This is a genomic window from Rhizobium leguminosarum bv. viciae USDA 2370, assembly GCF_002008365.1.
In the GTDB taxonomy this organism is placed as follows: domain Bacteria; phylum Pseudomonadota; class Alphaproteobacteria; order Rhizobiales; family Rhizobiaceae; genus Rhizobium; species Rhizobium leguminosarum.
Map to the genome: position 1 here is coordinate 600555 of NZ_MRDL01000059.1, position 24021 is coordinate 624575.

Annotated in this window: 16 protein-coding genes and 1 pseudogene; 4 read left to right on the forward strand and 13 right to left on the reverse strand. The window is 61.5% G+C overall.

The features are described from left to right. Positions 1-15: 15 nt before the first annotated feature. The gene (locus BS629_RS36870; protein ID WP_018245900.1) at positions 16-1059 is read right to left on the reverse strand and encodes a magnesium and cobalt transport protein CorA; all 1044 of its coding nucleotides are present in this window, start codon (positions 1057-1059) and stop codon (positions 16-18) included. 161 nt (positions 1060-1220) lie between these two features. Further along, positions 1221-1931 (reverse strand): DUF4272 domain-containing protein, encoded by a 711-nt coding sequence (locus tag BS629_RS36875; protein WP_018245901.1) that lies wholly within the window; start codon positions 1929-1931, stop codon positions 1221-1223. A 199-nt stretch (positions 1932-2130) separates the two neighbouring features. Between BS629_RS36875 and BS629_RS36880 the strand changes: the two genes are divergently transcribed. After that, positions 2131-4014, forward strand: coding sequence for a HAMP domain-containing methyl-accepting chemotaxis protein (locus BS629_RS36880; protein WP_018245902.1), 1884 nt, complete (start codon positions 2131-2133; stop codon positions 4012-4014). Positions 4015-4079: 65 nt separating this feature from the next. On the opposite strand, the pseudogene BS629_RS36885 reads toward BS629_RS36880, so the two are convergent. The 5 genes and pseudogenes from BS629_RS36885 to BS629_RS36905 form a co-directional block, all read right to left on the reverse strand. Beyond that, positions 4080-5513, reverse strand: a pseudogene (locus BS629_RS36885) (NCS1 family nucleobase:cation symporter-1); the annotation flags it as partial. A 150-nt stretch (positions 5514-5663) separates the two neighbouring features. Continuing rightward, positions 5664-6833: an alpha/beta hydrolase gene (locus tag BS629_RS36890; RefSeq protein ID WP_018245904.1), complete on the reverse strand. Its 1170-nt coding sequence runs from the start codon at positions 6831-6833 to the stop codon at positions 5664-5666. A gap of 76 nt (positions 6834-6909) precedes the next feature. Beyond that, the gene (locus tag BS629_RS36895) at positions 6910-9984 is read right to left on the reverse strand and encodes an efflux RND transporter permease subunit (protein WP_018517829.1); all 3075 of its coding nucleotides are present in this window, start codon (positions 9982-9984) and stop codon (positions 6910-6912) included. Then, positions 9981-11066 carry an efflux RND transporter periplasmic adaptor subunit gene (locus BS629_RS36900; protein ID WP_077988807.1) on the reverse strand — a complete coding sequence of 362 codons (1086 nt, stop codon included), beginning with the start codon at positions 11064-11066 and terminating at the stop codon, positions 9981-9983. The genes BS629_RS36895 and BS629_RS36900 overlap by 4 nt, the downstream gene beginning before the upstream one ends. Continuing rightward, complete coding sequence (locus BS629_RS36905; RefSeq protein ID WP_018245907.1) at positions 11063-12136, reverse strand: efflux RND transporter periplasmic adaptor subunit; 1074 nt, start codon at positions 12134-12136, stop codon at positions 11063-11065. The genes BS629_RS36900 and BS629_RS36905 overlap by 4 nt, the downstream gene beginning before the upstream one ends. 110 nt (positions 12137-12246) lie before the next feature. On the opposite strand from BS629_RS36905, the gene BS629_RS36910 reads away from it, so the two are divergent. After that, positions 12247-12882, forward strand: a complete 636-nt coding sequence (locus BS629_RS36910; RefSeq protein WP_018245908.1) for a TetR/AcrR family transcriptional regulator — start codon at positions 12247-12249, stop codon at positions 12880-12882. Positions 12883-12984: 102 nt separating this feature from the next. Further along, positions 12985-14034 (forward strand): LacI family DNA-binding transcriptional regulator, encoded by a 1050-nt coding sequence (locus BS629_RS36915; RefSeq protein ID WP_245268279.1) that lies wholly within the window; start codon positions 12985-12987, stop codon positions 14032-14034. A gap of 261 nt (positions 14035-14295) precedes the next feature. Here BS629_RS36915 and BS629_RS36920 read toward each other — a convergent pair whose 3' ends face one another. The 6 genes from BS629_RS36920 to BS629_RS36945 are packed head-to-tail and all read right to left on the reverse strand — an operon-like array spanning position 14296 to position 22430. Next, complete coding sequence (locus BS629_RS36920) at positions 14296-15342, reverse strand: carbohydrate ABC transporter permease (protein ID WP_003562795.1); 1047 nt, start codon at positions 15340-15342, stop codon at positions 14296-14298. Between the two features lies 1 nt (position 15343). Further along, positions 15344-16339 (reverse strand): carbohydrate ABC transporter permease, encoded by a 996-nt coding sequence (locus BS629_RS36925; protein ID WP_018245910.1) that lies wholly within the window; start codon positions 16337-16339, stop codon positions 15344-15346. Positions 16340-16341: 2 nt separating this feature from the next. Further along, on the reverse strand, positions 16342-17448 hold the full coding sequence (locus tag BS629_RS36930) for an ABC transporter ATP-binding protein (RefSeq protein WP_018245911.1): 1107 nt from the start codon (positions 17446-17448) through the stop codon (positions 16342-16344). Next, complete coding sequence (gene pglB, locus BS629_RS36935; RefSeq protein WP_018245912.1) at positions 17436-18800, reverse strand: polygalacturonase PglB; 1365 nt, start codon at positions 18798-18800, stop codon at positions 17436-17438. Before pglB ends, BS629_RS36930 begins: the two co-directional genes overlap by 13 nt. After that, positions 18797-19891, reverse strand: coding sequence for a beta-galactosidase BglB (gene bglB, locus BS629_RS36940; RefSeq protein ID WP_018245913.1), 1095 nt, complete (start codon positions 19889-19891; stop codon positions 18797-18799). Before bglB ends, pglB begins: the two co-directional genes overlap by 4 nt. Positions 19892-19907: 16 nt before the next feature. Beyond that, positions 19908-22430, reverse strand: coding sequence for a hypothetical protein (locus BS629_RS36945; protein WP_018245914.1), 2523 nt, complete (start codon positions 22428-22430; stop codon positions 19908-19910). A gap of 190 nt (positions 22431-22620) precedes the next feature. Here BS629_RS36945 and BS629_RS36950 point away from each other — a divergent pair, with 190 nt between their 5' ends. Beyond that, positions 22621-23904 carry an ABC transporter substrate-binding protein gene (locus tag BS629_RS36950; RefSeq protein ID WP_026188718.1) on the forward strand — a complete coding sequence of 428 codons (1284 nt, stop codon included), beginning with the start codon at positions 22621-22623 and terminating at the stop codon, positions 23902-23904. Positions 23905-24021 lie beyond the last annotated feature (117 nt).

Genomic DNA, 24021 nt, shown 5'->3' on the forward strand with positions numbered 1-24021 from the left:
CGCCAGGCTTCATATCTAGAGCCACTTCCTCCGACGGAAGAAACTGAAGAGAAACAGGCACAAGAAGGCGATAACACCAAGCACGACGAAATAGCCATATTGGAATTTCAGTTCGGGCATATCGCTGAAATTCATCCCGTAGATACCGGCGATCGCGGTGGGAACGGCCAGGATCGCCGCCCATGCGGCGAGTTGGCGGGCGATCGCCGTCTGCTCCGTCTGGCCAATCATCACGCTGGCCTCGAAGGCAAAGGCGAGAACCTCGCGTAGCGCATCGATATCTTCCTGAACCCGGCGCACGTGATCCGTCACATCGCGAAACAGCGACTGGAGCGTCGGATCCATGCCGGGAAGATCGATGTGCTCGTATCGCCGACAGACGTCTACCAGCGGCACCACGGCATTGCGGAGCCGCAGCAGCTTGCGCCGCAACAGGTAAAGGCGCTCGATGTCAGACTTTGCCAGCTGTTCGCGCAGCACCAGATCCTCGAGCTTCTCGACCTCCTCCTGCACGACCTCGATCACCGGCATATAATTGTCGACGATGAAATCGAGGATGGAATAGAGAATATAATTCTCGCCGTGGGCAAGCGCTGTCGGCGTGGCCTCGCATCGCTGCCGCACCGCGAGATACGAGGACGAGTCCCCGTGGCGAACGGAGACGACATAACCGCGACCGACGAACAAATGCGTTTCGCCGAAGATGATTTCGTCATCCTTCATGTGGGCGGTCCGGGCGACGATGAACATCGCGTCCCCATAAATCTCCAGCTTCGGGCGCTGGTGGGGCTGCGCTGCATCCTCGATCGCCAGCGGATGGAGATTGAACTCGGCCTGGACCTGGTGCAGCAGCACTTCATCCGGCTCGTGCAGGCCGATCCAGACGATGGCATTCTCCCTGCTTCGCCATTCGCCGGCCTCTTCTATCCTGATGTCGCGAATGCGTTGCCCATGCTGGTAAACGGCAGCAGCCACGACGCCGGGCCGTTCATACGGAGGCGATGTGGAACCGCCACCTGATTGCGCGGAAATACTGTCCAGATCCTTTAGCCGTTCCAAATCCTGCCGTCCTCCATTTCGCGCGGATCACAAATCCGCGGCCAGCCCCTCCGCCAGTCAGGCGCTCAACCGATCATAATGCTATTTCGTAAAACATGCATCATCCGCGTCGGTGCGGGGTCTGACCAGGCGCCTTCATCGTGGCCGGGCGCCGGGCGGCGTCATGTGTCCGTGGAAATATCGTCCCAATCCTGATCCATATAGCCGGTCAGCCAGTTGAGGGCATAATGCCGTTCGTAAACCACGCCCTTGTCCAATCCGGCAGGTGGCTCCTCTCCCTTCAGCCGCGCGTTCACTGCGGCCCAATCGTAGCGGTAAATGAGATCGGTAGCGTCGAGCAGTTCTTTCTGCGGACGCAGCTTGGCACGACGCATCAGGCCGTCGGTTCCCAGTTCGCGAAGTGTGTTGGCAATGAATGGCACGTCGCAAATATGGTCGGGGCGTTCAAGATCGGAAGTGATCCCGAGCGCCCATAACATGACGTGCACGCCCTCGTAGCGCCAGGCGAAGTTGGTCCGGTCCTGATCCGAGGGATCGGGATCGTCCATGAAGACCCGTTCTTTCGGGGTGAAAAAACTTGCGGCGTCGAACTGCCGGATGAGAGCCTGACCCATTTCGTGGTCGCCGGTCTCGCCTTTCACGGCAACGATCGCAAGCGCAATCGTGCGCTGAACGACAGCCTTTGTATTTCGGCGAGTGCTCTCGCTCTCGGGCTCGATGGTCGGCAGATGATCGATGGTCGGCACGCCTTCCGACTGAAGCTGGGCGATAGACCGGGCTTTGCGTGCCCCCGCCTCGTCAGCGGGTTGCGAAACGGCTGCCTGCACCGGAAGAATCAATGCAAGAAGGGCGGAATATATGCGCTTCATCATCTCTGGCTCCTGTCATCCGTGCCGCAGCATCGATAGGCATTTTGCTGCTTTAGCGGGAGCCGGAGCGCGAAGGCGGCAGCAGTTTTCCGGAAAACTGGTAAACGGCGTTTTTACATATGGAACAAATCGTTAAATTTTTTTGGATAAAAAAGTCCTTGGCCAATCCGATATGAAACCGGATGTTCGATGGGGGCTTTCAATGCGTCGTCCAAACATAAAATCGAGTTTGCTGTTGATTTTCAGCGGCATAGCTCTTCTTTTCGGGCTTGTCGCTTATCTCGCGGTCGACGGTCTTCGAAATACGAACGGCTCCACCGAAGAAATTGCGACCAACTGGCTGCCGAGCGTGCAGGCGTCGCAAGCGATCAATCTCGCCATGACGAATTTGCGCCTCGCCTATCGTGATCACATCATCGCGCAGTCGGATGCAGAAAAGAAAACGCGCGAAGAGGCCATTAAAGTCGCTGAGGATACAGTTGGCAAAGCGGTAGACGCCTATCTCCCGCTGGCTTCGTCCGACCACGAGCGCGAACTGATCAAGACGATCAAGGAGAGCGTTGGTGGCTACATCGCCAGCAGCTCGCAACTGCTCGTCCTCTCCCGGGCCAACAAGACCGAGGAAGCCGGGCAATATCTGGGTGGAGAGATGCGCTCGCATTCGGATAAGCTCAAAGAAGCAACTGCGGCCCTGGTCGAACTGAACGTCAGCGGCAGCAACAAGGCCGCCGAACTCAGCAAGGAGACCTTCGCCTCGATAGAATTCGAGCTGTTTGCCGCGATCGGCTTTGCGGGATTGCTCGTTCTCGGCGCCGTCGTCTTCGTTCTGACGGGCATCGCCAATCCGATTACCGGCATCACCGCCTCGATGCGGCGGCTGGCCGAGGGAGACACCGGTTCAGAGATTCCGTTCGCTGACCGCGCCGACGAAATCGGATCGATGGCGGGAGCGGTGGAGATCTTCCGCCAGGCCGCGATCACCAACAAGCGAATGGCAATGGAAGCCGACGAAAACCGCAACAGGGCGGAGGCCGACCGCCTTGCCGCCCAGCAGCAGGCGGAGGCTGACGCCTCGGAACGGCTGCGCATCGCTACCTCGGGTCTCGCCGCCGGTTTGAAGCGGCTGGCCGCAGGCGACCTCGCCTTCCAGCTCAGCGAGACCTTCGCCCCCGACTTCGAGGCGCTACGCCATGACTTCAACCAGTCCGTCAACCAGCTTGGCGCGACGCTGAGAGCAATATCCGACAGCATCGGCACGATCGACGAAGGCACGCGGGAAATTTCTTCCGGGGCGAGCGATCTTGCAAAGCGCACGGAGCAGCAGGCCGCCTCGCTCGAAGAGACGGCGGCCGCGCTGGAAGAGATCACGGCGAACGTGTCGAACTCCAGCAAGCGAACCGAGGAGACGCGCACGGTGGCCACGGAGGCAAATCGCAGCGCCGGGGTCTCCGCGGAAGTCGTTTCCCACGCCGAAGAGGCGATGGGACGCATCGAGACGTCGTCGCAGCAGATCTCCAATATCATCAGCGTCATCGACGAAATCGCATTCCAGACCAACCTACTCGCATTGAATGCCGGCGTGGAAGCGGCGAGAGCCGGCGAGGCCGGCAAGGGCTTCGCCGTCGTCGCCCAGGAAGTGCGCGAACTCGCCCAGCGCTCGGCAAGTGCGGCCAAGGAAATCAAGGGCCTGATCCAGAACTCCTCGAAGGAGGTGGAAGGCGGGGTCAAGCTGGTGCGCGATACCGGCCAGGCCTTGAAGACCATCGGCGGCTTCATTACCCAGATCAATCACCATATGGATTCGATCGCCACCTCAGCGAAGGAGCAGTCCATCGGCCTCAGCGAAGTCAACGTCGCGGTCAACCGGATGGACCAGACCACGCAACAGAACGCAACCATGGTGCAACAGTCGACGGCGGCATCCGATTCGCTCGCGCAGGAAGCCCAGAAGCTTCGCGAGCTCATCGCCCAGTTCAAGCTCGACGATGTGGCCACCAGCCATTCCTCGGCCCTTCGGTCGACGGCGAGAACGATGGCGCAGCCCGCTGCTCGTGCAGCCGTGCATGCGGTTGCGGCTCGCCGTTGAACCAGGCGGCAGCAGAAAACCAGACATGAAAAGGCGCCCGGCGATTGCCGGGCGCTTTCATTCGATCATGACGCGAAGGCCGGATTGCGCCGCGCGCCCATTCTCAACACGAAATAGATCGCCCCGCCGATGGCGACGCCGAAGAACCAGCCGTAGGTTCCCCACCAGTCCGGCAGGATGGTGGTGAAGGTCGGCAGGATCGATGAGAAGAGCACGCCAACCGCAAATGCGATGAAGGCATTGCCATGCCATCCGTTCTGGAACCGGAACTCGCCATTCTCATGATAGAGCGCTTCGACGTTCAGTTGGCTTCTCCGGATGAGATAGTAATCCACCATCATGATGCCGAAGATCGGCCCCATCGTCGATCCGATGAAATTGACGAAATGCGCCGCACCCGTCTCCCAGGGAGCAAACGGGTAAAGCACGAGAGCGATCAGGGCGGCGATATATCCGCCGCGTTTGAAGTTGATCTGGCGCGGGAATACATTGGCGAAGTCGAAGGCCGGCGACACGAAGTTCGCCACGACGTTGATGCCGAGCGTTGCGATCGCGAATGTCAGCGCGGCCAGCAGCGCCAGGAACCAGCTGTCGAATTTCGCCGATATTTGTTCCGGATGCAGCAGCACCTCTCCGTAGACCGTAAAGGCGGCGGTGGTCGTAACACCTGCGACCAGGCAGAACGCCAGAAGGTTGATCGGAAGCCCCCAGAGGTTGCCTTTCCTGAGAGCCTTTTCATTCGTTGCGTAGCGCGAGAAATCGCAGAAATTTAGGTAGAGAGCCGCGAAATAGGTGATCCATGTGGCGGCCACGGCGGCAAGCGCTGCAATCGAACCAGGCTCACCCGGCACGCCTGCATCCTTGGTCTTTTCGATCAGCACGTCGCGCGGGATTTCGGACCCGAAGGAGAAGGTGCCTGATTTGGCGACCAGATAGACTGCGAGCACCAGCATCATGATCCAGACGGCCGGACCGGCCCAATCCTGGAACTTGCGAACCGTTTCCATCCCACGCTGAATGATCAGTAGCTGCAGCGCCCAGACGATGACGTAGCAGATGACCTCGAGGGTCGAGTGGCCGAGGAAGTGGCTGTTCTGGTGAAAGGCGAGCAGGTTGTCGTTGCGGATCAGCAAGGCGACGATGGCGCCGGATGCGGCGGCGGTCTGCGCCCCGTACCAGAAGCAGGCGACCACCGCCCGGACCAGTGCCGGAACATTCGCCCCAAACGTGCCGAAGGAGGCGCGCGCCAGGACCGGAAAGGGTACGCCGGTGCGCACGCCGGCATTGCCGACCAGGCTCATCAAAAAGAAGATGACCAGAGATCCGATGCCGATGGCGATGACGAAATTGACGAAGCTGCCGCACAGCAGGAACAGGCTCGCCGCCAGATAGTAACCCCACAGGCTGTGGACGTCTGACGTCCAGACGTTAAAGATGCTGAATGCACCCCATTTACGCTCCTCGGCGGGTGCAAGATCCTCGTTGTATAACGAGGGAGAATGCCCTCCCCTATCCTTGAGGCCAAATCGACCACAGGCGGAAGTCTGCTCTTCATTTGTGCAGCTGACAATTTAATAGTCACATTGTACACATCTCTTGACGATGCCTCAGGATTAGCCATGTGCGCCTGCCTGAGACACCAGTTCTCATCATTGCGAGCCGACAACACGTCCGGCCAGCCGAAAGGGACTTGCGACTGCTGCGCCGGCGGCATCGAAGACATAGGCGCCAACGTCGCCGGCGCTCGACCGTCTCCCGCTTTCGAAGGAGGCAAGCTGCGCGCCGAACTTGGCAAGCGATGCGTAGCGGTCGTGCCCCAGCCCGTCGGACGCCTGGATCGACGTAATGTCGATGACCCGAAGCCTTTCCTTCAAGGCAGCCTCCCTGATGACGGGATCGTCGATATCGAGACGTCCGACACGCGCCCGCTCTCCCGCTATGAAGCTCGAGGCCACCAGCGCCCGGTCGTCCTTCGAAACGAGAAGAGATATCGGGATCGGCATCCGCCCGATATCCTTCAGCTGGGACCGGAAAACATCGATGTCAATGTCAGGGGCGGCCAGGATCACCGCCAGTTTATCGATGACGTCGTCACGATGCTGCAGTTTGAGCTGGCGCACGGTCTCCATGACCAGGAATCCTCCCATGCTATGTCCGAAAAGGATGATGCGTTTCACCTTTCCTGAAGCCGAGAGCGAGGTGACAAGCGAGTCCAGGTCGCTGCGCGAGGACAGCGCCGCATCGCGGTCGGCGACATAGCCTGCGACGGCGGCGGCCGATGGCCAGGAAAACAGAATCGGAGAGCCCGGAATATTGGCGTCCGCGGCGATCTGCGCGGTGCGAAACAACGCCTCTTGATAACTATAATTGTAGCCATGGACGAAGATGCCGACGGTGCCATCGGACTGCGTGGAGCGGAGCGCCTCCTCTACGAATGCGTCCTTTGGAAGCTGCTTGCGCTGGATGACGGCAAATTGGCGTTCGGGATCCGGCCTCGAGGTCGGATATGTGATCGCGGTGTCCTTCCGGTTGGGAGGGACCGAAAACGCATATTGCTCGTAGGTGAGATTGTCAGCCCATGCGCTCCCGAACCCGCCGCGCGCGGTATCGGGGTTCCTGTTTGTCGCAGCGAGCACGTTTACGCGGCTCGAGGCGGCTTCATCGGATTGAAGCGATGCATTGAGATGAACCGGCAGATGGACCGGGTTCAACACATCAGGCGACGGTCGTGTAGCGCAACCGGCAAGCATCGCCAGGCCGATCGCGACCAGCATCATCTTGGCCCCCAACGGAAACTCATTCAACCGCTGGCCCGTCATCGAGTTCTCTCCTTGGAAGCCAGGACCTGCAGCGGCCGCCGCGACGGCCGCATGCGATGGACGTCGAAGCCCGTGCTCACGCCTCTGCCACGACATCGGCCTGGACGACGCCTTCATCCCGCCGGATCCTGAACCACGCGACGTAGAGCGCAGGCAGGAACAGCAGGGTGAGCGCCGTTCCGACGACGATGCCGCCCATCATGGCGTAGGCCATCGGGCCCCAGAAGATCTCGCGCGAGATCGGGATCAGCGCCAGCGTGGCCGCCGCGGCCGTCAGCATGATCGGCCGCATGCGGTGTTCGGTGGCCTCGATGACGGCCTGCCAGGGCGCCATTCCTTCACTGCGCAGATGCTCGATCTGGACGACCAGAATGACGGAGTTGCGGATCAGGATGCCGATGAGCGCCAGCACGCCGAGGATCGCGACGAAGCCCATAGGAGCATTGCTCAGCAAGAGCGCCGCGACCACGCCGATCAGGGCCGTCGGCGCGACGGCGAACACCAGGAAGAGGCGGCTGAAGCTTTGCAGCTGGATCATCAGGATCGTCGCCATCGCAAACAGCATCAGCGGAGCAACCGCCGCGATCGGCCCCTGAGCCTCGGCGCTGGATTCGACCGCGCCGCCCACTTCCACCTTGTATCCCACCGGAAGGTTTTTCTGGAACTCTTCCACCTTGGGCTTGAGCTGGTCGACGATCGTGGCCGGTTGCGTCGGACCGACGACGGCTGCCTTGACCGTTATGGTGGGTTGCCTGTCGCGACGCCAGATCGTCGGCTGCTCGAGCTCGTAGCGGAAATTCGCCACGGCGGAGAGAGGCACGACCTTGCCGTTGGAGGTGGAGAGCTGCAGATTCTCAAGCGTCTGGATGGAGTCGCGCTCGGATGCCCTGGCGCGGCCGATGACGTTGACCAGGTAGATGTCGTCTCGAACCTGGGTGGCTGTCGAGCCTTCGACGATGCCGTTGAGGGCGGTGGCAATGTCTTCGGAGGATACGCCGAGCTGGCGCGCCTTGTCCTGCAGGACATCGACCTTCACCACGCGGGACGGCTCGTTCCAGTCCAGGACCAGGTTTGCCAGAAGCGGGTGTGATCCCATGACGCCGGCAAACTGCTGCGAGAGATCGCGGACCTTTTGAATATCGGGGCCGGTGACCCGGTACTGGACCGGCTTGCCCACCGGCGGACCGATGTCGAGAAGCTTGACGAAGGCGTCGGTGCCGGGGAAGGTTTTCGTCAGATAGTCCTGCAGTTCCGCCCGCACCTTGTCGCGCACGTCCAGCCCTTTGGTGACGATGATAGTCTGTCCGAACGACACGTCGGGCGTCTGCACGTCAAAGGACAAGATGAAGCGTGGCGCACCCTGGCCGACATAGGTCGTCCAATGATCGATATCCTTGTTGTCGGCCAGCATCTCCTTTTCGAACCTGGCCATCTGCCTGTTGGTTTCGGCAATCGAGCTGTTGTGGGGGAGGTTCCAGTCGATGACGAGCTCGGTCCTGTCCGAGTTCGGGAAGAACTGCTGCTGCACCAGCCCCATGCCGCCAATGGAAAGCCCGAAGACGCCGACCGTGAGGATGATGGTGACCCAGCGCCAGCGCATTGCCAGCCCCAGAAGCCAGGAGAAGATGGAAGCGAAGCGGCCCTTCTTCTCGTGATGCGATTTCATCGTCTTCGGCAGGATCGTGACGCCGAGAAGCGGCGTGAACAGCACCGCCACCACCCAGGAAACGATCAGCGAAACTGCGATGACCACGAAAAGCGTGAAGGTGAATTCACCGGCAGCACTGTTGTTGAGACCAACCGGAATGAAGCCGGCAACGGTGACGAGCGTTCCCGTCAGCATCGGGAAGGCGGTCGATGTATAGACGTGGGTGGCGGCCTTCCTCAGATCGTCGCCCGCCTCCAGACGGGCCACCATCATCTCGACGGCGATCATGGCGTCGTCGACAAGCAGCCCGAGCGCGATGATGAGCGCGCCGAGCGAGATGCGCTGAAGCGAAATGCCGGAATATTCCATCACCACGAAGGTGATCGCCAGGACGAGCGGAATGGAGATCGCCACCACCATGCCGGCGCGAAGACCAAGGCTGATGAAGCTGATGATCAGCACGATGACGATCGCTTCGAACAGCGCGCGGGTAAATCCGGACACCGCTTCGTCGACAACGGCCGGCTGATCGGAAACGCGGTGAACGTCCACGCCGATCGGAAGGTCAGCGACAACACGCTTCATCTGCGCGTCGAGCCCCTCGCCGAACTCCAGAAGATTGGCGCCCTGCTTCATGCCGATGGCAAGCCCGATCGCCGGTTGGCCGTCGAAGCGAAACAGCGACGAGGGCGGATCCACGTAGCCGCGTTTGATCGTGGCGACGTCACTCAGCGGAAAGAAGCGGTCGTTTATTCGGAGATTGATCGATCTCAGGCTGTCCTCGGAGGTGAATTGTCCGCTGACCCGCAACGCGATGCGCTCCGGCCCGGCGTCAACGAAGCCGGATTGAGTCACGGCATTCTGCGCCTGCAGGGTCTGGATGACCGACTGTTGGTCGATCCCGAGCGCTGCGATCTGGCGTGTGGAGAATTCGAGATAGATCGCCTCGTCCTGAGCGCCGACCACATCGACCTTGCCAACGTTGGGCACGGTCAGAACCTTGGAACGGGCATCTTCCACCAGATCGCGAAGCTGGCGCTGGGTAAGCCCATCGCTGGTGAAGGCGTAGATGTTTCCGAAGACGTCGCCGAAGCGATCGTTGAAGAAAGGACCGACGACCCCCGTGGGAAAATCGCCCTTGATGTCGGCGATCATGTTGCGGATGCGCAGCCAGGTCGGCGCGACATCCTTTGCCTTGGTGGTCGGCAGCAGCTCGACGAAGACGGTCGTCTGGCCGGCAACGGTCTCGCTCTTCGTGTAGTCGAGCGATTCCAGTTCCTGGAGCTTTTTCTCGATCCTGTCGGTCACCTGCCGCGTCACCTCATCGGCGGAGGCGCCGGGCCACTGCGCGGTGATCACCATCGTCTTGATCGTGAAGTTCGGATCTTCCTCGCGGCCGAGTTTCACGTAGGAGAAGGCGCCTGCGAGAATGAAGACGATCATGAAGTACCAGACGAGCGAACGGTGTTCGAGCGCCCAGTCGGAAAGATTGAAGGACTTCACTGGCTGATCTCCTGGTCGATCCTGATGGCCTGGCCATCTTCAAGTTTATGCACGCCTGCCACGACTACCCTTTCTCCGGGGACGAGCCCTTCGGTGACGCGAACGGTGCCGCCGTCTTCGACGTCGCCGTCGATCTTCACGCGGCGGAGCGATACCTTCCTGGCGGGAGCATCGACGATCCAGACGCTCGGGCCGTCGCTGCCGGCAAGGATTGCCGAGCAAGGCAGCACGATCTCAGGATCTGCAGCGATGGTTGCAGAAGCAGTGACGACCGAGCCGAGTCTGAAGGCCTCGGGCGGATCAGCGAGCGCGATCTTGGTTCTGCTCGTGCGGGTAGCGGTCTCCGCCTCCGGGGCGATCTCGCGCACGACGCCCGACGTGCGGATCGTCGGGGCGAGCTGCAGCGTCACTTCGAAGGGCGCGCCGATTTTCAGTTTCTGGGCGGCGGCCTGGGGCACGTCGACCACAGCGTCGCGCTTGTCCGGCCGGGCGATGGTCACGACCGTTTGGCCGGCCGACACCACCTGGCCGACCTCGGCCGAGGTCGCCGTCACCACGCCATCGAATTCCGCCCGCAGCTGCGCATAGCCGAGCTGCTCCCTCGCCTTGTCGAGATTGGCCTGCGCCTTGGCGACGGCGGCTGCGGCGGTTCGCCTTGCCTGCTCGGCCTCCTCGAGTGAGGCTTCGGTGCCGGAGCGCGACTCCAGCAGCGCGCGCTGGCGCTGCTCCGTCGTCACCGCGTTTCTGAGCTGGGCGTCGCTATTTTCCACGTCCGACTGCGCGTTGCGCACGGCAAGCTCCAGCGCCAGCGGATCGATCGCGGCAACGACATCATCCTTCTTGACGAGATCTCCGACATTGACGTTGCGGGCGATCATCCGTCCGAGAATCCGGAAGCCGAGTTCGGTCTCGATCGTCGGCTCGATCGTACCGGTCAGGCCTAGGCTCGTAGCGGCCATCTGCTTGACTGTCATCGACAGCACGGGACGGGGCGCTTCGTCCTTGCTTTCCTCCTGCGGTGCGCAAGAGGAAATCAGGGCCGTGCCCACCATCAGTGCGACTATGTTGAAACGAATACTCACTTGGAAGCTTCCTTGACATAAGACACGATTTCACCCGCCCTGAGGAACTTGGTCCCGTCGGTCACCACGACATCTCCTTCCGACACGCCCGACTTCACGATGAAGCTGCCGGTCTCGTAGCCAGCGACATCCACTGCCCTTGCCGAAACTGCAGAGGATGCGGGATCGACGATCCAGATGGCAGGCTTGCCGCCCTTGGACGTCATGGCCGACCAGGGAAGCTGGATGACGTCCTGCGAGACGTAATTGAATCTTCCGACGACGGGAGCGCCGAGAGGGATCGGAGCGTCGCTCGATATCGCGACCTTGACCTTGATGGTTCCGGTGGAAGAATCGATCGTCGGCGAAATCTCGCGAACCTTCGCCGCGATCTTCTGCGTCGGGTTCGACAGAAGGGTCACGGTCCCGTCGCCGTCGATCGGGCGCAGGAACGCGCTTTCGACCACCTCAAAGACGGCATCCCGGTCGCCGTCATGGGCAAGGGTGAAGACGACCTGGGCGGCCTGCGCCACCTGCCCGACCTCGGCGTTGCGCGCGGTGATCACCCCGTCGGCATCCGCCTTCAGCTCCGTATAAGACAGGGTATCCTGGGCGGTTTCGAAAAGCGCCTGCGCCGACTTCGTCGATGCCTGCGCGGTCAGAAGTGCCTCCTGCGCCTGGTCGAGTGCCGCACGCGTCGTCACCTGCGTTCGAAACAGGCTCTGCTGGCGGTCGTATGCGAGCTGCGCCTGGGTCTGTTGCGCCTCAGCCGACTGAAGATTGGCTGCCGCCACATCCAGGTCAGCCTTCTGCTCTTCCGGATCGATGCGCGCGAGGAGTTGCCCCGCCTTCACGGACTGCCCGACCTCCACCAGCCGCTCGATGATCTTGCCGCTGACGCGGAAGGACAGATCGGTCTGGACACGGGCGCGGACATCTCCGGTGATTGCGCCACCTTGGACCAACGGCTCAGGCTTGGCGACGACAACGCCGACCTGCCGTGGGGTTGGCTCAGTCGGTCCGCGCTCATCGCTGCATGATCCGAGACCGATGGCGCATACGATCGCTGTGGCGACCAGAATGGTTCTCATAGTTGACCTCTTGCTCTCAACGGCAGCTCCTATATAATTGACTGACGCATTAGTCAATGAAACTTTGTGCCGCAGGAACGAGGGCGTGCGCAACACGGGAGGCGAGGCAAATGGCAGCTCAGAATCAGAAGAAGATCACGCGCGCGGAACAGAAAGCGCTGCGGCCCATCCAGATCCTGGATGCCGCCTTCGAGGAGTTCGTGAGAAGCGGTTTCACCGGCACGCGCGTCGAAGACATCGCCGACAGGGTCGGCGTCACCAAGGGTACGGTGTACGTCTACTTCGAGACGAAGGAGAAGCTTTTCGAAGCCATGATCAACCACTTCTCCGTGCCGTTTCAGGAGCTGCTGGGGATCACCGCAAGCCTCAGCGGCAGCGCCACCGACCGGCTGCTTTCCATTCTCGGCCTGCTCTACGACCAAATCGCCGAGGATCGCACGACACGCGAGCTGACGCGGCTCGTCATTGCCGAAGGACACCGGTTCCCCGACCTGATCGACCGCCACCACGATCAGTTCATTGAGCCGATCATCGCCAAGGTCGACGCTCTCATTCTGGAGGGTGTGGCGTCGGGGGAGTTTCGCGAAATTCCGGTGGAATTCTCCGAAATCGTCGTCGCCCCCATCCTGACGACGACAGTTCTGCGGCTGATATTCGACGACCGCCGCGTGCCCACTCCCAACAAGGAGGCCTTCCTGCGGGCCTATTTCGACCTGTTGCTCAACGGCCTGCTTGCCAAGAACTGATCGCCGAATGACGAAAAATACCGCGCAAGGCACGTAGCTTTTCTCAAGTTTTTATGTAAAAACATCGAGTTAGCCATGCCTTCGAAGGTATGACCTCAATTCGTGACGGAAAAAGTGGAACGCAAAGTCAATCTCAAGGATGTCGCGCGCGATGCTGACGTATCGCTGAGCACGGCCTCGCACGCACTGAACGGAACCGCACCGCTGACAATCGAGGTGCGCGAGAGGGTTCTGGATTCGGCAAAACGCCTGGGTTACCTCGACCGCCGGAGGAAGAAGGCAACGATCGCGACCTTACGCGTCCTGCTTCTCGCCATTCCCGACGATGCCGCGCCGGAGAGCGACCTCAACCTGGTGAGCTGGACGATCCTCAACGGCCTTCGCAGGGAGTGCGAGCGCCGCGGCATCAGGATCGTGCCCTTTGTCAGCACCGGCCGTCGCATCGACGGCGCCCAGGTCAGGCAGATCGCCCTCTCCGAGCGCGCCGACGGCATCGTGGTTCTGAACGATGATCAGCCGGAACTCATCCGAAGCCTCGCCTCCCCTGATATGCCCGTCGTCATCGTCAACGGCGAAGACCCGGCCATGCTGGTCGATACGGTCACCCCCGAAAATCGCTTCGGGGCAAGGCTCGGCATCGAGCACCTGCTCGCACTCGGGCATCGCCGCATCCTGCACCTGACCTGGAAGGGCCGCACAACGATCCAGCGCCGATATGACGGCTTTACCGACGCCTATTTCGCCGCCCAGCTTCCCGTACCGGACGACATGATCGTCGAGGCCGAGGGATATGAGCCCAGGCACGGCGAGGCTGCCATCAACACGCTGCTCGACCGCGATCCCACGATGAAAGGGGCGACCGCCGTCTTCTGCGCCGCCGACAACCTGGCGCTCGGCTGCCTGAAGGCATTGGCCGATCGCGACATACGCGTGCCCGGAGCGATCTCCGTCCTGGGCTTCGACGACATCGTCCCCGGCGAATTCAGCCGTCCGCCGCTTTCGACAATCAGCGTTCCCACCGACAGGCTCGGTGCCGCCGCCCTGGCGCTCATCGAACAGAGGCTGATTGCCAACGATCCGCAGCGGCCCGCCCATCGCCTGGAACTCGGATGTCATCTCGTCCTGCGCGGCAGCATCGCGCCGCCGCGCTAGATGTTTGGGTCCCGGGAATTGTGCTGAATCCCTGGTATTTGCCTAAACAAAATTGGAGCGGTTCAGACGAATAGGTGTGAACTTTACTGCCCAGGCAAGGGTGCATGTCACTCAACAATCGACGACCGCTTGAGAGCATGTCCAAGACAAAGACCGAAGCGCGCCGCATGAAACAAGTTCAATGCGACGCGCCTCAGCCGGGAGGAAGACAGTATGGTTCTTCGGCGGCTGCGAGGAGGTCTTTCTCCACGCCAGCACCGTTCATTTCATGCCTGTTCCGGCGATGCCCGTGGTGATGTATTTCTGCAGGAACAGGAAGACGACGGTGACAGGCAGCAGGCTGAGGAACGTCATCGCCAGGATATAGTGCCACTGCACCGAGAACTCGCCCTGGAACGCGTTCAGACCGACCTGCAGGGTGAAATTCTCGCGGCTATTGAGGACGATGAGCGGCCAGAGGAAATCGTTCCACCGCCAGAGCACCGAAAAGATCGCCAGCACCGCGAGAGCCGGTGCCGTCAGCGGCAGGATGATGCGCCAGAAGATGCAGAATTCGCTCGCCGCATCGACGCGCGCCGCCTCTATCAGCTCGTCGGGTATGGTCAGCATATATTGCCGCAGCAGGAAGACGGCGGTCGGAGAGGCGACCGTCGGCAGGATGACGCCCCAGAGATTGTCGGCAAGCCCGACCCCGACGATGACGAGATAGGCCGGCACCATGACGACAGCGAGCGGAATCATCAAAGTCGAAATGATGATGACGAAGACCGTCGTATCACCAGCAAATTTGTATTTCGATAGGGCGAAGGCCGCCATGGCGTTGACGATCAGCGTCAGGAGCGTTGCGACGAAGGTGACGAACACCGAATTCTTGAGGAAGGTCAGGAAGTTGAAGCGCGTCAGCGGATCGGTGTAATTCTGCGTGGCGACCGTCAGCTTCTGCACCGGCGTCATCCCCTTGACGTCGACGCTGACGGGTGGTCCCGGATTTGCGGGGTCGACCATCTGGGCCTTGAGGCCGATGCGGCGGACCATGGCCATTTCACGCTGCTGGCCGTCGACGGTAACCTGCCAGAGGCTGAGCGGCTTGTCGAAGCCGGGCACGGTCTGTTCGACGGCGGCCCGGGGAAGCAGCGTCGGCGGAAACCGGGTGATCTCGGCGGCCGGCTTCAGCGAGGAGAGGCCCGCCCAGAGGACCGGAAGCAACACCACAAAGGTTCCGCCGATCAGCCAGACCCATGACAATATGTCGGTTATATCGATGCGTCCGGCCCGGCGTGTGCGCGTGAAAAAGCTGATCGGGTTCATCTCAGGACTCCATTCGCTTGCCGATGCGCAGCTGTATGAGGGTGAGAACCAGAAGCACCAGCCCCATGAGAACCGATGCCGCGGATGCGAGACCGAAGAGGCGAAGATCGCTGCCGAACGCCATCTGGTAGATATATTGGACGATGAAGCTGTTGGCCGTGCCCGGACCGCCGCCATTGGTCAAAACCCAGGCCTCGTCGAAGATCTGGACGGATTTGATCATCAACAGAATGAACACGACCAGCAGGTTCGGCGCCAGCAGGGGAAGCGTGATCCTAAAAAGCGTGCGGCGTGGCGAGGCGGCATCGATGGAGGCAGCCTCGTAGAGCTCCTTCGGAATGGCCTGGAGGCCGGCCAAGAGGATGAGGGTGTAAAAACCCATATGAAACCAGACCGACACCACGACGACGAAGAAGCGCGACCAGCCGACATCGAGCAGGAAGATTTCAGGGGGAACGCCGATCATCTGGAAGAAGGCGTTCAGCAGCCCGTTGCGATCGAGGAACCATTTCCAGATGAGGCCGATGACGACGGGAGACAGCAAGACGGGATAGAAGAACATCGCCCTGAAGAAACCACGCGCGACGATCGCCCGATTGAGGATCAGCGCCGTGATCAGCGCCACCAGCAATGTGGCGACAACATTGCACGCCACGAACCAGAGCGTGTTCCACACGGCCGTCCAGAACAGCGATTCCTGGCAGGTTCCCGGCTGCAGATAATTGCCGCAGGAAAGCAGCGTGCGGAAATTGTCCAAGCCGACGAAGGGGCGCTCCGACACGAAAAGATTGGTGCCGCCGGTGAAGGCGTAACCAATCGCAATCGCGATCGGAAGGAACGTGAAGATGGCGAACAGAACGAGGTTCGGCGCCAGGAACAGCCATGGCATGCGCTTGCGGCCGAAGATGCGCTCGATCGCATTCATCGGCGCTTCGACCACCCTCATCGCCGCTTCGCCTGCCTGGGACAGCAATACACCTGCCTTGAGCGCCGCCATGTTCAGCGCCTCCCCTGTCCGGGCCGCCGGGCAAAAGCCAGGCCGCTTTCGGGATCGAACAGATGAACCCGCCCCGGCACGGCGTCGATCAGGATGTGATCCCCAGGCGCCGGCGCGAAATGGCCGGCCTCATGAATGATGATCTGCTCGTCCTGTCCTGCAAGTTTGCCATAGACATAGGTCTCGGTGCCGAGGCCCTCGTGATACTGGACGATGAACGGCAGGCCCTGCTCGCTGGAGCGTGAAAAATGCGCGGGCCGGATGCCGGCGAGAACGGCCTGGCCGACAGCAATGCCGGTAGGATCGACGTCGCTGACGATCTTGCCGCCATTGCCGACATCGATGGTGACGCCGCTTTCGTCGATGCCTGATACCTTGCCCTTGATGATGTTCATGCGCGGCGAGCCAAGGAAACCCGCGACGAAGAGATTGCGCGGGCTGTCGAACAGGTCCAGCGGTGCCCCAACCTGCTCGACCCGCCCGGCGCGCAGCACGACGATCTTGTCGGCCATCGTCATCGCCTCGACCTGGTCATGCGTGACGTAGATCATCGTCGTCTTGATGTCGCGGTGGAGCTTGGTGATCTCGGCGCGGGTCTGGACGCGCAGCGCCGCGTCGAGATTGGACAGCGGCTCGTCGAAGAGGAAAATGTCAGGTTCGCGCACGATGGCCCGGCCGATCGCCACGCGCTGGCGCTGGCCGCCCGAAAGCTGCTTCGGACGCCGGTCCAGATAGGGTTCGATCGCCAGCATCCTGGCAGCCTCGGCAATCCGCGCCTCGATCTCGGCGCGTTTGAACTTCAGGTTCTCCAGGCCGAAAGCGAGATTCTTGCGAACGCTCATATGCGGATAGAGCGCGTAGGACTGGAAGACCATCGCGATCTTGCGCTCGGCCGGCGAGAGCGCGCTGACGTCGCGCGCCCCGATCGCGATTGCGCCTGAGGTCACCTCTTCGAGGCCGGCGATGACGCGCAGCAGGGTAGACTTGCCGCATCCCGACGGACCGACGAAGACGACGAACTCGCCGTCCTTGATATCGAGTTCGACGTCATGCAGGACTTTGACCGAGCCATACGACTTGTTGACGTTGGAAAGCTTCAGTTCTGCCATGCCCCACTCCCATCAGGTGCCGCCGTTTCGAAGACGGCGTCGTTTTTGTTCCAGCCTTGCGGCAGCGGTGTCGGCCTTGTGACCCGCACCTCGTTCATCAAGATCCCGGTGACCCCCGCCACGTAGACGGCCGGCATTCCTCCCGGATAGTGCTCAAGACCGATCACCCGGCCGTCCGACCCGCGGGTCCAGGCATTAGCACGGCCGCCGCCATCGGCTTTCGGGGAAAGGTCCGCGTTTGTCGGACGCAGGTCGTAGGACCGCGCAGTGCCGAGTTGCCCAGGCTGCTGGTCCAAGGCGATGCGTGCCAGCGATGCGTTGCCGATGCCGGCCGACGAGGTCGAAATGACTGTGATCGCCCCCTCCATCCGCCCGGTTATGTCCTCGACGATGAGATTTTCGATGGCGCCCGCCGTGCGTTCCGTGACACGGTCGACAACATTGACCGTCAGCGCCTCCCCCGAGCCCCAGAAACCATCGGGGGTCTCGCGGCACTCTACCGCAATTCTCGAAAACCTGACGTTGGATATCCTGCCGCCGTCGCGGGAAAAGACGCCGAGCGCCCTGTTGGAGGAAGAGACGCTGCAATCCTCGAACACGACGTTGGTAACGTCGCCATGCGTTTCCGTGCCGATCTTCAGCGCGCAGCTGAGGCTCTGAACGGAGCAACGGCGGACGAGAATGTTTTCACATCGCCCGATGGCGACACGGTCGGGACCGATGCTCGTCTTCAGGCATATGCCATCGTCGGCCGTCGATATCCGGCAGTCCTCGATGACGGCGCCGCGGCAGGCATCCAGCACGATGCCATCGGTGTTGGGAAGGCGGCGGTCGTTGTCGATGGTCACGTTCGTGACGGCGACATCGGTGCAGTTGACGAAGTGCAACGTCCACATCGGCGAGCGGCTGATATGGATGGAGCTGATCTCGACCTCGTCGCAGCCTTCGAAGACGACGACACGGGGCCGAAATTCGGCCGGGATGAAGGTTCCAACGGTCTCGTCGTCCCCCACAATGAAGCTGTCGCAACCGGCTTCGATGCGACCCGCTCCCGTCAGGCTGATCCGCCGCGCACCGCTCGCGACGATCATGCCACGGTCCGACTTTTCGGCAATCACCGAAACGGTCGTATGCGTGTAGGCGGCATAATCCGGAACGGGACGCAGGATCGCTCCGGCGGCCAGATGAAGGTCGACGCCGGATTTGAGCTGGAGCCCGCGGCAGACATGGATGCCGGCCATGAGCTCCACGCGTCCGCCGCCCGAAGCCGACAAGCCGTCGATGGCCGCCTGCAGGCGGACCGTATCGTCGCCCTCTGCCGGCTCGATCGCGACAAGGGACACGGGGCTCATTGGCGCTCGCCGTTCTCGAGAAAGACTTCCGTCAGGAGCAGCATGGTCAGCGCCTGGCCATAAGGCGTCGGCACGTTGGGGATGCGCCTGTAGAAATCGAGGTCATGGCCCATCGGCGTGCCGTCCGAGACGCCGTGGACCACGCCTTCTTCGTCGATCTGCGCCAACACCGCCGCAAGAGCGCGCTCCGCATGGGCCCTGTCGTCCTTGTCGAGAATGCCGGCATCGATGGCGCGCAATATGCCATAGGCAATGCCTGCCGTGGCTGAGGTTTCCAACGGCGAAGACGGATCGTCCAGAAGCGTGGTGAACATGCCATCTGGCCGCTGGTATGCTTTCAAGGAGCGCACCTGGCTGACGAGGACGTTCGACAGAAAACGCCGGTCCTTCTCGCCGAGCGTCGGAACGAGATCGAAGAGCTCGGGGATGGCGACCGTGATCCAGGCGTTGCCGCGCGCCCAGAACGCATTGGCGAAATTGTGCCGCCCGTTGAAGGTCCAGCCATGATACCAGAGCCCGCTGACCGGATCGGAAAGGTAACGGGTGTGGATCACGAACTGATAGACGGCCTCGTCGATCCATTCACTGCGTTCGCAGAGCACGCCGGCCCGGGCGAGAAACAGGCAGGCCATGAACAGCGTATCGTCCCACAATTCGCCGTCGTTGAGGCGCTCCTTGACGACGTGCTGAAAGCCGCCGTCTTCGGTCTTTGGCAGTTCCTTGACGAGCCATTCGGCCCAGTCCTCGACGAGAGCGCGAAAATCCGGACGGTCGACATGCTGGACGAGGATCGCTAGCGGCAGCATCGGCGCCGTGCTGTTGATCTGGCGCGGCGGCAAGCCGCGTTCGATCTGTCCGGCATACCAGGTCACCAGTTCCTGCAGCGCTTTCTGATCATTGGTGGAAATGGCGCGCCGCAGGAAGCCGTAGAGACCGACGCCGACTTCCCAGTCCCATTCGTCGAACTGGATTCCGGAGGCGGAATTTCCGGTCACGAGACCTTCCTTGATGCCCCTGAGCCGGCTGAAAGCCGTTGCCACGCGATCGATCGTCGTCAGGAGCGCGGCGTTATCGACAGATGTTGTGTTCATGTTGGAGACCTATGTTTCAAGAGTAGAAGGGTCCGTCAGTGCCGGCGCCGGAGGCAGCACTGTCGTGTGTGAGGATCGGGTGCGGCTGATCGTGGGTGAAGGGCCTCGCCTCGCCGCCGATCGAAAGACCGTCGGCATAGGACAGGCAGATCGCCGGGCCACTCGGCGGCGTCAGGGAGAGGCGCCGAAGCCCGGGATCGAAGGAAACCGTCGTCCGGCACAGGCGTTCGGTGAATGCCTTGAAAGCGTCGCCATCGCCGCATCCGACGATACCAGCCCAGCCGCAAAGCGGTCCGTGGGAGCGTGCCTCGCGGCCGGCGGTCGGGCCGTCGGTGATCAGCTCCAGCCCGTTCGACGCCCAGAGGGCGGAAAATCCCCTGCCCGATCGCGCGATGAGCCACTTGTCTTCGATGATGAGATCGTCCAGGCCGTCGCGGCCGATATAGGCGTGCGTCCATGCATGGCGTGCGTCGCTTGTGTCCTCGACCAGCAGGGCGACGTCGCAATGCTGGGCAACGCGCGGCAGGATGCCATTGCCGGCCCAATAGGATGGCCTTTGATTGCCCCAGGGATCGTCCTCGCCGGGATGGTTGATCCACAGCCTCGCCATCGGGTGGCCGGCCAGCCGGATGTCGAGGACATGTTGCTGATGCCCCTTCTGGCCGGTCTTATGATCGACGACCGTCGAAAGCTGCGCCGCCTCGTTCTTGAACAGCACGAGTTTTCCGCTCTCGAGGCCCTGGCTGTAACGCGCCTCGACGCTTCTTGCGCGCGAGAGCGCGGCAAGCTCGGCCAGATCGGCGGGCGGCTCGTAGCCGCCGGCGCAGAACATGGTCAATGCCGCAACGCCGTTGTTCAACCAACCGGTTCCAAAGGCGACCTGGGCGAAGGGCGCAAGCTCGGTCAGCGGGCCGGCACGCAACTCCTTGTCGTAAGCGCGCCCCTGCGATCCGGCCGGAACGCCTGCGAGCGAATGCAGGGCGATCATGCGGAAGATGAGATCGATCTGGGCGCGGGCGCGCGCTGACATCGCCATCTCGGCCCAGCGCTCCAGTGCCAGCAGGCCAATGAAGTCGATCGGGTAATAGGCCGCCGAGTTCCACTCCGCCAATCCATGGGCTTCGACGCTGTCGAACCAGCGCCCGAGCCGCTCGCCGGCGATTTCCGCCTGCTGCCGCCCCGTCCGGCCCGAGGCTGAAAACACCTCGTCGGGCAGAAGAAGTCCCGCCAGCAGCTGGCTCGTGTGAAAGCAGAGCACATGGTTCTCACTCCAGAACCACATCGCGTCGTTGCCCGGCTCGTCGACCCAGTAACGGTAGGAACGAACGGAATGCCGAATGCGAGCGACCACGGCATCGGACATCCGGTCGGCATAGGCACCGAGTAGCCACAAGAGCGGCACCATGATGAAATCCGAGCAATCCTCCCGCGCATCGATGGAGGCGAGTGTCGCGTCGATGATGCGATCGAAGCTTTCCTGGTCGTGGTGACCGGTTTCCATCATCGCAATGAGGCGCCCGACGCGGTTTGCGCCGAAGCGGGCGCTGTATTCGAGCGCCTGCCGCTTGCGGGCGGCGAGCGATGCCTCTGATGGCAACGGTGAAATGCTGCTCATGAAGGCAGCATCGATGACGCGGGTGACCGAGCCCGTGCCGGAGCCGATCGTCATGTGGACGCCGTGATAACCGTCCGCAATGCCGCAGACATCGTCGGCCGTGAGGCTGCTCTGATGGGCGCGCAGCGTCAATCGTGAGTGCGCGAGAACGGGCCGTTCGTGACCATGGCCGATGACCTTGATCTCGACAGGCAAGTCGCGTTCGGGCGCGGTGCCGAATATGATCTCCAGCGGCTGATTGACGAAGACGTCGCGGGCCGGGCGGACGCCACGGGCAAGGGCCTCCAGCTCGCGGACCTCATTCTGATCCAGCGATACGGGCAACAATACGCAGAGTGGCTCCTCGTCCAGCATCTCGAGCTCGAAAAACCACGTCGTGTCGCGCTCGGCCAGGTCTTCGGTGTGAACGAGAATCTGGTTGTCGCCAGTTTCAAGGGACAGGCTTATGTCGGTCGCGCTCTCGAGATTGCGCTTGAAGGGTTCGAAGCGCACCACCTCCTGCCCGTTGACCCATATGCGAACGCCGCCGCAGGTCTTCAGTCTGAGATTTAGCGTTCGCGCAGTCTCCGTCCTGAACGTGCCCTTCAGCCATCGCCTGAGATGCGTCGGCACATGCCAGAAGCCGGTGAACTCGACGCGGCGGTTCGAGCCGGGAAGATTGAGGCTTTCGGTCGGCCAGGAGGTGTCGGGCGAGAGCGGCCGCCCCACCATGGTGGACCAGAAGGCCTTGCGGCAGGGCAGGTCGCCGACATCGACGAAACCGTTGATGAAACGATAGTTCACGCGGTCTTCGGCCGGCGCGGGCTCGCCGGGAAAATAGCTGGCGATGAGGCCGGAAACGGCCCATGCCGTGATCGTTTGCCTCTCAGCCACGCTGTATGCTGGCGCCATATCGTCCGGCTGCTTGATGCATTCCGTTTTCACAGACCGCCTCCTCCGCAATCCTATGAAAATATTTTCATTAGGTTTTTGTGCGCGCTATTTTTGCATATTGCTCAAAAACATCGCTATTGCCGCAGAAAATAGCTTGACGGAACGAATGTCAAGTATATGAAATTGATTTATCGATGGCCGAGGCCGCGATTGATGAAAATGTTTTCATGGGAGGATGAAAATGAAAACCTATCTTTCAGGTGCCTTCGCAGTGGCGCTGGCTACCGCTTCTTTCGCATGGTCCGGCGCGGCCATGGCGGAAACCAAGACAATCACCTTTCTGTTCACCGACGACGACCAGGCTTACGTCGAGCGGATGGAAGCGCTCAGCAAGGAATTCGAGACGGCGCATCCAGACATCAAGGTCAATTTCGTCTCTTCGGGCTATGATGCGGTCGCCAAGCAGCTGCCGGTACAGCTTGCCGTCGGCGAAGGCCCTGACATCGCCAAGATCACCGACTGGCAGCTTGCCCCTTATTACCTCGACATGCGTCCCTACATGAAGGACCCGGATGGCTTCGCCAAGCTGCACGGCGACAGCCTGAACACACTTCGCTTCCCCGGCGTCAACGATCCGCAGTCGATCAACGGCTATATCGCGTCGCAGACCTTCAACCTGCCCTTCGTCAACAAGACGCTGTTCGAACAGGCCGGCGAACCGCTTCCGAAGCCCACCGCCACGCTGAAGGACATCGTCGAAGCCTCGGCGCGTGTTGCCAAGGCGACCGGCGCTCAGATCCCCTTCACGATGGATCGCTCGGGCCATCGCTTTTCCGGCGCGGCATTCTCCTACGGCTCGAACTACGTTAAGGACGGCAAGTTTTTCTTCCCCGACGATGCCGCCAAGCGCTATGTCACGGATCTCTACGGCTGGACGAAGGACGGCTCCTTCCCGAAGGAAATGTGGGGTGCTGCCGGCGGAACCCAGTACAAGAACATGGGTGACGAGTTCGTCAACGGCAACGTCGTGACCTATCTCGCCGGCAACTGGATGGTCAATCCGTTCCAGAAGAAGATCGGCGACGCCTTCGACTGGACGGCGATCAGCGCGCCGTGCGGCGATGCCGGCTGCTATGCGATGCCGGGTGGCACCGCGATCGTCGGCTTCAAGCGCACCAAGTCTCCGGAGGCCGTTGCCGCGTTCATCGAATTCCTTGGCTCTGAAAAGGTCCAGCGTGAAATCGCTGAAAACTACGTCATCCTGACGGGCGCCGACATCAAGGACCCGCAATACAAGCTCGAGAGCAAGAATGCCAAGGAGGCGATGGCCGTCTTCCTCGGAAGCCGCAATAGCGTGCCGCAGGCAGCCCGGGACCTGGAACGTCTCAAGGGATCCTCCGCCATCTATCAGCTCATCGTTCAGAGGATGAGCCAGCTGATCGTCGGCGAACTCTCCCTCGACGAGACCTTCAAGGCAATGAGTGCCGACGTCGACAAGGTCAACGAGGCGCTCGCCGCCAAGTAACCGGTCACGCGTTGTCCCGCACAATGCGCGCATGCTGCAGCCACGGCCTCGCAACAGGGCCGTGGCTTTTTCGTTTCGTGCATGGCGCCTCCGCTGGCGAAGGCGTCGTGACATCCG